Source organism: Microvirga calopogonii, assembly GCF_003347665.1.
Lineage (GTDB): Bacteria > Pseudomonadota > Alphaproteobacteria > Rhizobiales > Beijerinckiaceae > Microvirga > Microvirga calopogonii.
Genome location: NZ_QDGA01000059.1, coordinates 15,291 through 28,652, shown reverse-complemented (window position 1 = coordinate 28,652; position 13,362 = coordinate 15,291). Strand labels below are relative to the sequence as shown.

At 59.3% G+C, this 13,362-nt stretch carries 12 protein-coding genes and 1 pseudogene; 2 read left to right on the top strand and 11 right to left on the bottom strand.

Annotated features, from left to right (window positions below; all coding sequences use genetic code 11):
* Positions 1–37: 37 nt before the first annotated feature.
* A pseudogene (locus DDF70_RS25955) lies at positions 38–1,263 on the bottom strand (IS3 family transposase).
* A gap of 185 nt (positions 1,264–1,448) precedes the next feature.
* Here DDF70_RS25955 and DDF70_RS25950 point away from each other — a divergent pair.
* The gene (locus tag DDF70_RS25950; RefSeq protein ID WP_245435653.1) at positions 1,449–2,123 is read left to right on the top strand and encodes a peptidase dimerization domain-containing protein; all 675 of its coding nucleotides are present in this window, start codon (positions 1,449–1,451) and stop codon (positions 2,121–2,123) included.
* A 195-nt stretch (positions 2,124–2,318) separates the two neighbouring features.
* Here DDF70_RS25950 and DDF70_RS25945 read toward each other — a convergent pair whose 3' ends face one another.
* The 10 genes from DDF70_RS25945 to DDF70_RS25890 all read right to left on the bottom strand — a co-directional run bounded on the left by DDF70_RS25945 (position 2,319) and on the right by DDF70_RS25890 (position 11,555).
* Complete coding sequence (locus tag DDF70_RS25945) at positions 2,319–3,914, bottom strand: COG3904 family protein (RefSeq protein WP_162820668.1); 1,596 nt, start codon at positions 3,912–3,914, stop codon at positions 2,319–2,321.
* Between the two features lie 1,022 nt (positions 3,915–4,936).
* A complete protein-coding gene (locus tag DDF70_RS25935; protein ID WP_114947645.1) occupies positions 4,937–5,851 on the bottom strand; it encodes a hypothetical protein in 915 nt (304 codons plus the stop codon).
* A 580-nt stretch (positions 5,852–6,431) separates the two neighbouring features.
* Positions 6,432–6,821, bottom strand: a complete 390-nt coding sequence (locus DDF70_RS25925; protein ID WP_114947643.1) for a hypothetical protein — start codon at positions 6,819–6,821, stop codon at positions 6,432–6,434.
* Positions 6,822–6,940: 119 nt separating this feature from the next.
* The gene (locus DDF70_RS25920) at positions 6,941–7,741 is read right to left on the bottom strand and encodes a coiled-coil domain-containing protein (RefSeq protein ID WP_114947642.1); all 801 of its coding nucleotides are present in this window, start codon (positions 7,739–7,741) and stop codon (positions 6,941–6,943) included.
* Positions 7,742–7,750: 9 nt separating this feature from the next.
* Positions 7,751–8,509, bottom strand: a complete 759-nt coding sequence (locus tag DDF70_RS25915; protein WP_114947641.1) for a hypothetical protein — start codon at positions 8,507–8,509, stop codon at positions 7,751–7,753.
* 41 nt (positions 8,510–8,550) lie between these two features.
* Positions 8,551–9,300 carry a DNA N-6-adenine-methyltransferase gene (locus DDF70_RS25910; RefSeq protein ID WP_114947640.1) on the bottom strand — a complete coding sequence of 250 codons (750 nt, stop codon included), beginning with the start codon at positions 9,298–9,300 and terminating at the stop codon, positions 8,551–8,553.
* Positions 9,297–10,160 (bottom strand): class I SAM-dependent methyltransferase, encoded by an 864-nt coding sequence (locus tag DDF70_RS25905; protein WP_205772484.1) that lies wholly within the window; start codon positions 10,158–10,160, stop codon positions 9,297–9,299. The genes DDF70_RS25910 and DDF70_RS25905 overlap by 4 nt, the downstream gene beginning before the upstream one ends.
* Positions 10,161–10,251: 91 nt before the next feature.
* Positions 10,252–10,953: a hypothetical protein gene (locus tag DDF70_RS25900; protein WP_114947639.1), complete on the bottom strand. Its 702-nt coding sequence runs from the start codon at positions 10,951–10,953 to the stop codon at positions 10,252–10,254.
* A 9-nt stretch (positions 10,954–10,962) separates the two neighbouring features.
* Positions 10,963–11,223 (bottom strand): hypothetical protein, encoded by a 261-nt coding sequence (locus tag DDF70_RS25895; protein ID WP_114947638.1) that lies wholly within the window; start codon positions 11,221–11,223, stop codon positions 10,963–10,965.
* Positions 11,224–11,237: 14 nt separating this feature from the next.
* Entirely contained in the window at positions 11,238–11,555 is a 318-nt protein-coding gene (locus DDF70_RS25890) for a hypothetical protein (protein WP_114947637.1), read from the bottom strand.
* Between the two features lie 213 nt (positions 11,556–11,768).
* Between DDF70_RS25890 and DDF70_RS25885 the strand changes: the two genes are divergently transcribed.
* Positions 11,769–13,322, top strand: coding sequence for an argininosuccinate lyase (locus DDF70_RS25885; RefSeq protein ID WP_114947636.1), 1,554 nt, complete (start codon positions 11,769–11,771; stop codon positions 13,320–13,322).
* Positions 13,323–13,362: the final 40 nt, after the last annotated feature.

The window sequence follows — 13,362 nt, the reverse complement described above, 5'->3', positions numbered from 1 at the left end:
TGTACCGCCCGCAGTTTTTGAGACACCGGATTGAAGCCTACGCGGCGAGGGCCGCGGATGGAAGCTGGTTGTGCCGGACGGCTTTCGGCGTCTGAAATCCGTGCCGGGCTATCAGCCAGGTGGAGTTGTAGGTTTCTCGGAAGGTCAGCAGCGCCTGGCGCAACTCCTCGATGGTTTCGAACGAGCGCACCCACAGCAGGTTTTCCTTCAGGGTGCGGATGAACCGCTCCGCACAGCCATTGCCTTCAGGAGCCTGCACAAAGGCCGGCGAACTCTCGATCCCAAGGAACCGCAACTCGTCCTGGAATGCTCGCGACATGTATTGGCTGCCATGGTCGTGCCGGATCGACAGGCCTGAAGCAATCCCTTTGCTAAAGCCGCCAAAGTGCTCGCGTACGCCCTGGCGCAGCGGCTCGAGAGCTTCAAAGCGGGTGGCTTGGCGACTGGCATGAATGCCGACGCACTCGGCACTGTAGTGATCGACCGCCACGAACACGGCAGCTTGCCCTTCGCCAGTCCAAGCGGTGGTCATGTCGGTGCCCCACAGGGTGTCGATGGTTGCCGGAATGATCGTGCCGTCGTGGTTGCGCGGCCCACGCGGCGCCCCCATCCGGGACGGCGCCAGCAGGTCGTGCTCGCGCATCAGCCGCAACACACGGCGGAGCGAGGTGCGGATGCCCTTCAGGCGCAGGCGGGCCCAAACTTTCCGATGCCCCTCGCCATGGAACGGACTGGCGGCCAGGACGGCACGGATCTCGGTTGTGAGCACTGGATCGGACAGCGGTCCGACCGGGCCGCGGCGCCGCCGGTCCGTCTGCGGCTGACGCTGCCGGTAGACGCTCGCCCGGGCCACGCGCCAGATCCGGCAGACACGCGCCAAGCCATAGGGCCGGCCGCTGCTCGGCGAGAGGGCCCGGCTCATCGCCTCGACCTCCTCTGAGCTAAAGGGCGGCCGCCCTCCAGAAGGGCAATCTTGGCCTCCAGCAGCTCACGCTCCAGCAGCATCTCGCCGAGCCGGGCCTTGAGCCGCTCAGTCCCCAGCGCCTCACCGGTGGCCAGCCGGGTGGCGAGACTGGCCTCGCCGGCTGCCAGGAAAGCATCGCGCCAGCCGCTCAGCGTGGCGGCCGTCACGCCCAGGGAGCGCGAGACCGTGTCCAGATCCTCACCGCGCAGCAGCCGCAGAACCGCCTCGCGTTTGCGCTGGCGCGACATGCGCCCACCACGGCCCGGACCGGCCGCATCCTTCATCATCTCTGTCATCATTATCACCCTTCTGCGGATCCAGTCCGCTTATAGGGTGTCTCAGGAAACTGTGGGGCGGAGGAATTCTGATCGTCGGTTCCGTTGGAGAGGAAGGCCTTGGGGACCTTCGCGGCGTCAAGCATCTGTTCCAGAAGGGCAAGTACAAGGACAAGATCAAGTCCGCCCTCATCGTCGACGGTGGCGACATGGAGACGGTGACCAATGGCGCGACTGGCTCGAAGCGCTACTTGGTGACATTCCGTGGGCCTGGTGGGCATAGCTATGGCGCCTTTGGACTGGTAAACCCAGCATTCGCCATGGGCGAGGCGATGGCTCAGTTCTCCCGGACCCAAGTCCCGTCCAATCCGAAGACGACATACAGCATCGGTGTGATCGGAGGCGGCACTTCCGTCAACTCGATCCCGAATGAGCTTTGGATGCAAGTCGACATGCGGTCCGTGTCTGTCGAGGAATTGGCAAAGGTCGAAAAGCGCTTCCTCAAGATTGTCGATCGGGCCGTTGATACAGAGAACAACGCTCGGTCCACCAAAGAGGGGCCGATCACGGTCACGAAGGAACTGGTCGGCGATCGTCCTGCCGGAAAAACCGACGAGAACAGCGATATTGTTCAGGCCGTCTCAGCTGTCCTGAAGGCGCACGACTACAAGCCGAAGTACAATACGAGTTCCACCGATTCCAACGTGCCCATGAACCTCGGGATCCCCGCTGTCACAGTCGGCCGCGGTGCCGCCGGAAAGTCTGACCGTGGCCACTCCCTTGACGAGTGGGTCGATGTCGAGAAAGGACCCGATGTGAAGGCATTGACGGCAGGCCTCGCAATGCTCCTTTCCGTCAGTGGGATGACCGAGAGCTCGCTGTAATCGCTTCCACTGGCGGCGGAGATCTCCGCCGCCAGTGGCTGCCGTGGCGGCCTTGCTTCGAGGTTTGAAATGGAGATGTCGACAGCCTGTGCTGTGGTAAGATTTATCCCCTCACAAAGGGCAGGACTACAACGCAGACCCGCTGACGGACGTTTAGGTCAGCCAAGCGCCGCTCTAGTGCGAGGCAGTTTCAGCTTAGCTTGCTGGCAGGCAGTTTCGCAAAGCGATCGAGGCTGAGGCCGCGAAACCCTCGCGGGGTACCGGTGGAAAGACAAAGCTTCGGATCGTGACCATGGGAGCCGTGTTTATATCGGGGGAGAACTGCAAATCCTCTTTGAGGCTGCCTATCCTTTTCTCGTAGTCAGGCGGCAGGTCCGTGGAGAAATATACGTTCTTGCCATCGGTCGTGACACTGAGGCCTTCGGCCGGGATTACCATTCCGGCAAACTGAAACGAACCTGCCATCTTTGCGAGATCACGCCAGCCGTCGGCATCGGTTCCTTTCTGCCAGATCACAAATTTTCGTTCTGTCCCGCGTTTCGAGGTGAAGCATGCCACTTGGGCCGTGCGGTTGCCGTCCTGGCTCATTGAACGGGCTATGACCCCGCGCCCTCTCGGCAGTATCTGCCAAGAGGTGAAGCTCTCTGGATCATAGATAACCTTAAGATCGCGGGCCTCTTTCTGGGAGAGGATCCTCATGGTGTTGTATTCAGCCTTAGCTGCCTCAACGATCAAACGAGCGTCAGCCCCCATTCTGACGATGTAATCGACAATAAGGCCTGTCATGACCTGCTGAAAGGATAGATCGGTCGCATCAAAGGCTTTCGCGGTAGGTTCGGAGGTAGCTTTCTCATTATAAAATTGATGGACCCCATATCTAGTCCTCTCACCAAAATCCCGCGAGATCCCGCCTAGGAATGCATAGGCACAGGCACTCATACAGATCTCAGGGACTTCTTCCTGATTACCCTGATCACCACCAAAGTCGGCGACCGACGAGACTGAATATTGAGGTTTGAGAGGACCTCCACCAATGCTGGTGGAGTAACCGTTCTCTCTAAAGAGCTCTCCGAGCCGCAGCCCAGCGATCAGGCTTCCTCCAGGGGAGTTGAGATTGATCGACTTTGGCTTTTCGTCGGGGTTGCGAAGAAGGTATGCTTCGAAATCCCGTGGGGTTTCGGGCGTGATCATGCCGTACCCAGTCAGGAACTCAACTGAGGCGCCGGCCGAGTATTTCATAAAGACCATTCGATCCGGAGATGGCCGGTACCCAGCCACTTGCTCTTTTGGTATCTCCAGACGAGGCGTGATTTTCTCGATCCGCCGGTACTCAGTTGCCAGAGACGCGACATCCGCCTGGAAAACAGGACGATATCTCGTCAGGCAGATCGAGGGAGGGTTGGGATCATCACATCCCTGTAGCCCACTCATGTTTCCGGGAACCTGATTGAGTTTAACCTGGCGCTTATCTCGACCTCCCGCAACCATGATCGCCGCTTGGTCGATAAGTGCGCTTGTCCGAGCTGTATGTCGATTTTCGAACTGGGATGCTTCGACCACCGCCATACAGGTCGAATACATCTGGTCCATCGCTTGAACCGCTGCCCGCGAGCGCTCACAGAAGGCTTTATCCTGGCCGCCGGGACAGATGGTTGACCGAAGTGGGGAGCCGAATGGAACATGCCAGCGGACAGCACATTCTTCGGCGTCTGGTACGCCTTGGGCCAGTGATTGGGTTGCGATTGAAACGAGCGCAGCGGCGAGGAGCGCCTGAGCGAGAGAGCGAAACATCTTCTTGTGTTCTTGGATCGGCTAGTGCGAAGAACCGGGAAGCTTGTTACTACCTTGCCGCCGGTTGCGCAGCAACTGGCTCCTTGCCATGATGGTTTATCTAGCTCCGAGGAGGCCATGAGCTTTAGTAAGCGGGTTTTATTCGACAGGCTTCCCGAAGATGACCACATTCGAGCTGGAATAGCCCAATCGGCGGGAGCTGCGATCGATGCATTCCCTGTTCGGGCACTTCCACGTCCGAGGAAACCAAAGCGGAACCTATGTGGCAGTCCCCGAGACAGCCTCTGGGCGGGAGCCCTTGACGCAGCGCTATATGAGCTCGGGATCAAGTCCATCAATGTCAACGGAGCTCTACGGTTCAAGACGATTGACGACCGCGACCGTGTCCATGAAGCCGCCGTCCGACAATGGAATGCCCGGTGGGACAAGGTTGAGAACAGGCGCTATCGGCCCGCTCAATCTCCGCAGACAGCCTTGCCTGGCTCCAACAAGGCGAGCCCGAAATCTTCCGCTCCCTTCATTCTCGATCCAATTTCGCCAGATCCTATCTCGACCGATGATCTGTTGAAGCTTTTTCCAGTCACCAACTCAGGGGATCCACGGCTTGACCGGTTTAATGCCGAAATGAAGTGGAGGGATGCTCTCATTGAGCGGGACGAAAATGCCTTCTTGGTTCCGTTCGTGACCTGGATACGGCCAGCCATCGACTACAATGCTTATCTGAAGACGCCGCTTTGGAAAGGCATTAAGGGAAAGGTCCTTGCGAAAGCAGGCCGGAAGTGTGCCTGCTGCTCACGACGAGCGACTGAGGTTCACCACCGGGATTACCGACCCCGTGTTCTCACGGGTGAAGACCTTTCCCCGCTCGTTCCAGTTTGCAGACCGTGTCACAACCTGATTGAGACCGAAAGGAACAAAGGCTGGCACATTGGCGAGGCAAAGTTGGCTCAACTGGTTGAAGCGGAAAACCGCCGCCTCGCCGCTGTTGGAAGTGACGATCGATAAAGCGATTTTAGCCCGACCTAGCTTTCACCATGATCGTTGCTCGAACTCGTCGTCCGGATCCATCTCTCGATGACTTGGCGGATTTGTTTTGAGGATCCTGAGTTGTGGATGCCACGGTATGTTTCGCGGGACCCATTCCAAAGGCTTCCTTTGGCCACAAACATCATCTTCCCTTGGAAGAAGCGCACAACCAGTTTCGCATCTGGAACGCTCTCTCCCTCAGGAGTGATCTCCTCATCATAGACTTTCCGAGGATAGTATTTGCCGCCTGGCGTTACCTCGGCGACTTCTTCTCCTGGAAAGATCTCATCGTCGCCGGTCCAGGTTTGCCGATAGGGATCGGCGCCGGAGGGTGACAGCTTGTTGAGTTCCAAAAGGAAGAAGGATTGGCCAGGATCCTCCTCGATCCACTCCAGGATAAGGTCACTTGGCTTCACGCGGTAGATTAGATTCTGCTTCGGATTGCCATCCGGTATCAGATCAATACAGCCTGGTTCCGGCGAGATACGAATCTCGACAAAATCCACACCTCCACCTCCGGGCAGGTGGGTATGGTTTCTGCCTGAACCCATAATGGCTGACAACACGGCGATGATCTGGTCACGGCCATGCCAAGTGGACGAGGAAGGAGGCTTCGCCCCAACTACGGAAAGGATCGATTGGGCCCAATCTCTTCGGGCGCGGATGTGAAAATCGTCGAGCGACATAGGGTCTTCCTTCAGGTGGGACTGGGGTGGAGGAGCGCCTTGTCCCGCGGCCTGGGGTCCGTTCGATGTGAAGACTCGGTTCGCATGAGCGAAATTCTGGAAGCCTGCCGTTCGCGCAGCCTCATCGAGGGCGCGTGCATGCTGAAGGCCCTTCTGGGCCTTAATTTGCTTGGCGAGGCGTTTGATGCCGTCGATGGAAGACGGCTGACCTGGTCGCATCGACATGTCCGTGTTCCCGGCTCTCTGCGAAGCGTCGCCCGTCAACCACTTCAAGAGCCTGAACCCGACATGGACGGGACGAGGCATTTAGGCAGCGCTGCTAGCAGCTTCGCATAGACGGGCGGCTGGCTCCTGCCCGGAGCCGGACCCTGATATAGATGGGTTCGGCGCAAAAGTGAAGAGGCGAGAGAGCTTGACTTTTGCCGCCGTCTTTGCTACATTGATACAGTTCTCGGTAAGAAAGCTCTATGAGGGGGCTTCACAGAGGCGGTGATCACGGATCTGGCGGGTAGCATCCCGGGCATTGTGTTCCCGGTTTTCGCTCCACTCCTGTCAACTCTGGCTTTCGATGGAAAGGAGATCTCTGCCATGGTGAAGAAATACACATCCCCGGCGACCCGAACCGGAACGATCATTCTCTCGCTCACTGCGTCTGCCATCTTTGCGTGCTGTCCAATGCTGGTTCCGTCTCTGTGAAGCTCTGATCGCCCCGAGAATGCGACGAATGATCGGTTCGGGAAGCCACTGACAATGAATGAGGGGCCCCCTAGTGGGCCCCTCTCCTTTCTGGCAGCATCGTCAGCGGTTACGCACTGCCTGCCCTAAGCGATTTGATCGTCTCGATTAGCTCACGCTCATGCCGCTCGCGCCGGATCCCGGACAGAACCTTCCACGCATGGAGGATCGATGCCAGCCAGCAGACGAAGGCTACCAAGCCCACCACGCCGACTGTTGCGAGGAAGCCTCCCATAAAGAGGAGGCCGATCAACAGCACAAACGGGAGGAACATGATGAGCGCGACCGATACGAACAGCATCCCGGCCAACGAGTCCACCAGGCCGGAGAACATGCCGATAATTGGCAGCACGAGCAGCCATGAGAGGCCGTAAAGGAGGGCATTGCCGAGGGCCGGTCCCCATTTTCGGGCAAGAACCAGGGCAAGAGGGGGACAGAAGAAGGCGACGACATGGAGCATAGATTGCACTCGGACGATTTGAGTATGCGGATTTTAGGAGTTTAATTCGCGTTTGTCACAGATTCCGGTGTGGAACTCCGAACGCGGTTAACCCGGATTCTGATCGGTCCGCGCTAGAGCTAGGAATGGGACCCAAGGTGAGAGGCCTTTTCCTCAAGTGCCTCGATCTGCGCATGATGACTCGCTAGCTCTTCACGAGCCTTGGCGAGCTGCCGCTCATAGCCGGAGATTTGCCGCTCGACGTGCTGGATCGACTTTTTCTTATCCTTGATTTCGTTCCGGACGATCAGGGCGATATTGGCCCGAACTGAGGCCCAGGCGGCGACGGCCGCCCGAACGGCGTCCTGAACCTTCTTCGGTGAAGCTACGGTGTCTGAGTAGACGCCGTTTCGGAGGAGGTTGTGGTTCTGGATCTCCTTGAGGCCGGTTTCCTCGAAGGTTGCGTTGGTCATGAACTCATAGTGCTGCCCGTCGACTGAGAACTTGCCCTCGACGCTCTTCACGTTGCCGATCCGGAAGCAGCCGCCAATCAGTATGGGTCCATACGGCGTATCGACCTGGGCTGTCTCCCACTCGAGCGGGTCCTTCGGCTTGGTCTCCTCCTCTTTCGGTTCGGGCCAGAGCGGCTTCATGCCGACGGCAAACTCGCCAGGTGGCCAGATGGTCCCGTTGTAGCCGACCTTGCCAACGAGCTGGCCGTTCTCCCGGATCGCGCCGCCGGTCCAATTGCCGCCGCCGAGGTCATTCTCCTCGATGTAATCCCGGCAGGCTTTGGAGGCTGCTGCGAAATCCTCCACGGGAACGGCCTTCCGAACGGTACCGGGGAGCCGGCGCGACGGATCCTGGCCCCGATCCGGGTTGCCGCAATTGTCCAGGATGACGGTGTAGCGAGCTTCGGCTTGTTTCGGTTTCTTGGTCATCGGACTGGTTCACTCCGCGGCGGCGATGAGTTCGTTTTTCAGGAACGGTGTCGTGGCGCCCGCCTTGGCGGCAGCCTCGTCCATCCACGACAGGCGTTCGCACACCCGCTTGAGCGACAGGCCTGCGGCGTGAGCCTCCTCGACGGACTTCAGGATCAAGCTCGCCGCGAGTTCCCGGACTGGCCGGGGAAGCCGGGCATCGAGCTGAGTGCAATAGCTGCTGTCGGGCACGTCCTCCCATTCGCCATTGTCGCCCTTCTGGGAGACATCGAAGCGGAGAATGGGACGGTCGTTGGGATCAGCCGGACGGTAATCCCCATCCTCGCCCTCCCCGATCCATTCCAGACTGGCCTGGAAGGTATCGCCCGTCGCAATGATCTCGGTCGCCAGGGTGCCCATGTTGACCGGGACCTCGCCGCTGTGAAAGTCGGAGTCCTCCGATTCATACCGGATGAGCTTGCGCCCGAGCGGTCCAACTTCGGCGCAGGAGGAAACATAAGTGGCGTCGGCCGCGATGATCATTTTCGCATCGGGCTCGTCGCCCCTGTAGGAGCGAACCCCGATGTTGCCCTGATCGACCTCGATGTCGACCACGCGGTCAGAGCCGTCCGGCGCCTTAAGGGTGAGGGTCAAGCCGTGATAGGCGGAGTGCGAAACCTGGACGAGCCAGTCTTCGGTCTGGCGTCCGACCAGGTCCTCGGCGCTGTCTTCAGCAATGCGCCAGTCCCGAATTTCGGTCTGGCAAAGAATGGTGACGTTCTCGGTCATGGCGTTTCTCTTGGCTAGGAATGATCAGATTTGAGAGAGCTTCAGGCGAACAGGGCGTATTGCCCGTTGTCGGTGCGCGGGAGGCCAAGCCTGCCGATCGTCTGGCGAATTTTCTCGCGGAAGTGTGGGTTTCCCTTAGCTTTGGGATGGTCCTCGAGCGCTGCGTAAATGTCCTTTAGCTTCGCCATGCCGCCGAGATTCTTGATCGCGTCGCAGACCACCTCGCGCCAATGCGGCATGGGTTGCTCGAAGTTGAGCACCATATGCAGCAGCACCGGACGGGTCAGGCCCACAAAGGCTCCCTCAAGGCCGCTCTGGATCAACCGCTCCACATCCTCCTCGCCATAGGCGACGAGAACGCTGGGAGCACCGGAGTTGGCTTCGGCTCTCCGGCCGTCGGGGTAATGGAAATGCAGGCGGCCCCTGAGAAAAAGGAGACCTGATGCGTAGGGCCAGACAAACTCGTGATAGGCCTCGGTTTCGGTGCGGGCGAAGATCAGCGCGGTGCCCTTGTTGTGACGGCTCATCTTCTTGAGCCAATCCGTCATGGCACGGCCATAGGGCGGGTTGAGCCATACCCTGCCCTCCCAAGGGAGCTTTAAGCCATCCTGCTCCGGCCAAGTGTAATGGTTTCGGGCGGTGTCCCAGGGGCGCGGCATCGGGGCCGCGCACGGGTCCAAGTCGAATGAGGATGAGGAGCCAAGCGCCTGGATGATGCTGGGAGGGGTCAACCAGGTCTCGGTGATGGCGGCCGCCGAGTGGTGACCGCCCATTCCTTTGTTCAGCGTCATGGAAACCTCAGGCAAAGAGATCGGCCTGCTGGGGCCGAACTGCGACAGCGGGGAGGATCGGATGGCAGGCCTTGAGGCCTGCGATGTGAGAATCTTGAGCTTGCGCTTGCCTGACGTTCAGCCCTGATTTCCTTGAAATCCGCGCAGACGATTTCAGTGCGGGGTGACGTTCCGCGCCAGAGGTGGTCGTAACCGGAGGTGTCCAGCCCGCAGTTTGGCTGGAGTGAGATCCCGGTCGATTTCACGAAAGCCTCGTACTTCTGCGAGGTCGCGTGCCTGAACGTCTGGGTTCCGCTCATCTGGAAGGGAGCCGAGCCCTGCGGGACGATGAAGACACCGTAATCAGCCATATCTGATGCCAGATCGATCACCGCATATTCGAAGTTGCTACCCTTGTATCGAGGAGCTTTCGTATCGGTGCGGATCGCTCCGAAAGGCGGATTACCGATAGCGCAATCGAACTTGCCAAGGTCGAGTTTGGGAAGATCAAGCACGTCGGCGAGGATCCATCGAGCCTCAGGGAGAATCTTGCGGCCGACCTCGACGTAATCCTTGTTGATCTCGATACAGGTGAGTTCCAAGGGCTGGCGGGAGAAGTCGGCTGCGGCCTTGATCAGGTACGACAGCCGGCCGATACCGGCGCACAGATCGATGATCCGACGACCTGTGACCTCGACGGCAAAATCCCGGGCGAGTTCTAGGGGCGTGAAGAACGCGCCGGCAACCGAATTGAGGTGACGGGCGCCCTCATGCCAATGTTCCAGAACGAACTCCCGCTCCGTGACGGTGAGGACATCCTGTTCGAGAAGCTTTTCCGCCTCCTGATGGCGGGCGGCTTCTTCCTTAGAGAGCTTGGGCATCGGCGGACGCTCCGGTTGAGATTCGGGACGAGGGAAGCCAACGCGCGGCTGATTGCTGCGCGGCTAGCTGGTGGTGTGGAGGGGCTCTGGGTTAGGCGAGGAAGAGAGCCGTCTGACCGAGTGGCTCTGGCCGCGCCTCTTGCGGTGCGGCCCGTTCCTTGGCCTCCTCGATGCGGCGCTCTAGGAGGCGAGCGCCGACGGTGGCCTCATAGTGCTTGCGGCTCCCGCGGAGAGTCAGGCGGAGAACGATATGGCCATTGGGCCGGATCTCGGAGATCTGAGCTGCCGCGAAAATGCGATGGTCGAACTTGAGACCTTCGAACTTCTGGTACAGCGCAAAGCCATTATCCGCGATCGCCTTGAGGTCGCCGGCAATCTCACGCTCTGCCTCGACGGCATGGCGCATCGTGTAGATCTCGTAGCCGAGCACACTGCGTTGAGCGTCAGCGAAGGGAAGCGGACGATCATAGGTATCGTGGGCGACGCCGGTCGCGAGCTTTCCTGTCCCATCACTGAACATCAGCGTGTAGCATCCGCCCCCATCCCATACCTTGCGGATGATCGCCCAGGATCCGCGGGGAAGAGCCGTGACGCGAGCTTCCAGATCCCGAAGTTCCTGGAACGAAGGGTTGGTGAAGGTGCCGATCAGATTCTCGACCGCCTCGTCGAACGGAAGGATCTGCGGAATAATCCGCTCCTGCAGGTCACGCTCATAGAACACGCCGGCGTCGAGCGCCTCCTCGACGAACTGCTTGAGCTTCTGGTTTCGGAGCTGGGATTCGGGCGACGTCATGGGTGATCCTCAGCTGCTGCTCGATGGGATGGTCGCCTGGGTGTAGCAGGCGGCGATACGCTGGCAGGCCTGCTTGGCGGCCTCCACATCCGGCCACTCGATTTCCTCCGCCGGATGTTTCTTCTCGCGTTGGGCGTATCCCTCGACCCTGAAGGTGTTGGCACCGCCCTTGCGCTTCTTCACCTCGCGATAGGTGGCGTAGATGTGCTGGTTGCTCTGATCGAGCAGACCCATGCGGCTGGAGTCCTTGCGAATCCAGATCAGTCCCATCGATGTCTCCTGTTCTAAGCGGCAGGCTGGATGGAAAGCTTGTATTCAATGACGTCCTTGAACGATCCGTCCTTGCTGGCGTCGATCGTCACGACATCGCCCGAGAACCGGTACTCGGCGGCTTTGCCGAACCAGAGCCAGTTGTCGCCCGTGAACTGGACCGCATTGGTCTGGAGCTTTTTGACCTGGCGGGTGCCATAGGCCTGGGGCCCGGTTTCGGGCGTCTGCCCGTTCCTCGTCATCACATCGTTCCGGAGGGTCTCGATGGTGGCGCCGGGCCGGGCGAGGAAACGTTTGAAGTCGGCGAGGCTGCGAATATTCACGTCTGTCATTGTTATCTCATGACAGCCACTGACGCCGCCGTAGGTGATCGTCGGATCCCTGGCTTTCCTTTGGGGTTTTTGCTTCAGATGTTCCGGTAAGGACCCATCCAGTCAGGCATTTGCCTAGAGAGGGACCTTGAGTTCCCCTCCCCTGGCAGCATTACGGCCGTGCCCCAGCCCCTTGCTCTTCGTGCACAAAGTTACAGTTATGGGGCGGGCAAAATGTCCGTTCCGCGTGCCATGGCAAACAAGAGAATGAGGAGGAAACGAATGGCTCGACTCAAACAGGCTGCGCTGGCTCTTTTTACCTGTGCTGTTTCAGTTCCAGCGATCGCACAGCAGGCAGCCAGCCGTGACGAGTTCTTTTGGCTCGGCGAGATCAACAAGGCCACCGCGGTGATCAACACGGATGAGGGTCTTCTCGATAAGGCTCTGGCGCCGAGGCTGGCGGCCGGGATCTCCAAGGTTCTCGCAGCGGGCAACCAAGCCGGTGCGAAGAGGCCATCCAGCGTGATCACCTTCGAGCCGCTTTTAATCGATGCGGCAGGGGTCGAAGTGACCTTGTTGCACGCAGGCCGCTCCAGCCAGGACATGCATGCAACCTACCGCGCCGCCATCCTGCGCGAGAATCTGCTGAAGCTCGCTGAGCAGTTGAACAAGACATCTGGGTCAATGCTCAGCCTGGCCGAAGCAAACGTAAATACAATCGTGCCAAACTACACGAATGGCGTGGCGGCTCAGCCGAACAGTTATGGACATTATCTGCTTGGTCACCTGGCCGGGCTTGACCGAGATGCTCAACGGATCCGCGAAGCCTATGCGCGGGTCGATCGGTCGCCGATGGGAACCACGGTTTTGAATGGCACGAGCTGGCCGCTCAACCGGACCCGAATGGCAGACTACCTGGGTTTTTCCGGCATCGTTGAGAATGCCTACGATGCGGCGCAAATTTCATCAATGGACCTTCCGGTCGAGGCGGCGAGCATCGTGACCAGCATCTCGCTTCACGCGGGGAACTTCGTTGAAGACGTGATGACCCAATATGCTCAATCCCGCCCTTGGATCCTGCTCCAGGAGGGTGGCGGCAACACTTACGTTTCCAGCGCCATGCCCCAGAAGAAGAACCCTGGGCTGCTGAACAGCACCCGAGAGGACGCCTCGACAGCAGTGACCCTCGCCATGGGCCCGGTCATCCAGGCTCACAACATCACGCCTGGCATGTCGGATCCTAAAGACGTCAAGGCGAATACGGCCATGATCAATAGCGCGAACAAGGCGCTTCAGGGCTGGGACAAGATCCTGAATTCGCTCGTCATCAGTCCGCAACGGGCCCTGGAGGAGTTGAACAGCGACTGGACCGCTTCGCAGGAACTGGCCGATGTTCTGATGCGGAAGTACAAGCTCCCCTTCCGCGCCGGTCATCACTTCGCCTCCGAGGTCGTCGATTACGCCAAGGCGAACAATATCAAACCGACCGACTTCCCCTATGCTGAGGCCCAGCGGATTTATCGCGAATCCGTCAAGGACATGAACCTGTCCGGCGACCTGCCGATGAGCGAGGACGAATTCCGATCGACCCTCGACCCCGTCGCGATCGTTAAGAACCGGGCCACGGCCGGCGGTCCCCAACCGACTGAGATGGCGAAGATGCTTGAAACAGCAAAGCAGAAGCTGATCCAGCAGGAAGCGTGGATTAAGGAGAAGCGCGCCCGGATCGACAGCTCGCTCGCGAAGTTGAATGAGGATTTCGATAAGATCGCGAAGAGTGGCAACTAAGCGTTTCTCTTGGCTATGAGGGCTGCTGATGCCCTCATAG

Bases quoted from the DNA above. Each gene is read 5' to 3' on its own strand.
- DDF70_RS25950 (WP_245435653.1), top strand. From the start codon at position 1,449: ATGGAGACGGTGACCAATGGCGCGACTGGCTCGAAGCGCTACTTGGTG.
- DDF70_RS25945 (WP_162820668.1), bottom strand. From the start codon at position 3,914: ATGTTTCGCTCTCTCGCTCAGGCGCTCCTCGCCGCTGCGCTCGTTTCA.
- DDF70_RS25935 (WP_114947645.1), bottom strand. From the start codon at position 5,851: ATGTCGATGCGACCAGGTCAGCCGTCTTCCATCGACGGCATCAAACGC.
- DDF70_RS25925 (WP_114947643.1), bottom strand. From the start codon at position 6,821: ATGCTCCATGTCGTCGCCTTCTTCTGTCCCCCTCTTGCCCTGGTTCTT.
- DDF70_RS25920 (WP_114947642.1), bottom strand. From the start codon at position 7,741: ATGACCAAGAAACCGAAACAAGCCGAAGCTCGCTACACCGTCATCCTG.
- DDF70_RS25915 (WP_114947641.1), bottom strand. From the start codon at position 8,509: ATGACCGAGAACGTCACCATTCTTTGCCAGACCGAAATTCGGGACTGG.
- DDF70_RS25910 (WP_114947640.1), bottom strand. From the start codon at position 9,300: ATGACGCTGAACAAAGGAATGGGCGGTCACCACTCGGCGGCCGCCATC.
- DDF70_RS25905 (WP_205772484.1), bottom strand. From the start codon at position 10,160: ATGCCCAAGCTCTCTAAGGAAGAAGCCGCCCGCCATCAGGAGGCGGAA.
- DDF70_RS25900 (WP_114947639.1), bottom strand. From the start codon at position 10,953: ATGACGTCGCCCGAATCCCAGCTCCGAAACCAGAAGCTCAAGCAGTTC.
- DDF70_RS25895 (WP_114947638.1), bottom strand. From the start codon at position 11,223: ATGGGACTGATCTGGATTCGCAAGGACTCCAGCCGCATGGGTCTGCTC.
- DDF70_RS25890 (WP_114947637.1), bottom strand. From the start codon at position 11,555: ATGACAGACGTGAATATTCGCAGCCTCGCCGACTTCAAACGTTTCCTC.
- DDF70_RS25885 (WP_114947636.1), top strand. From the start codon at position 11,769: ATGTCCGTTCCGCGTGCCATGGCAAACAAGAGAATGAGGAGGAAACGA.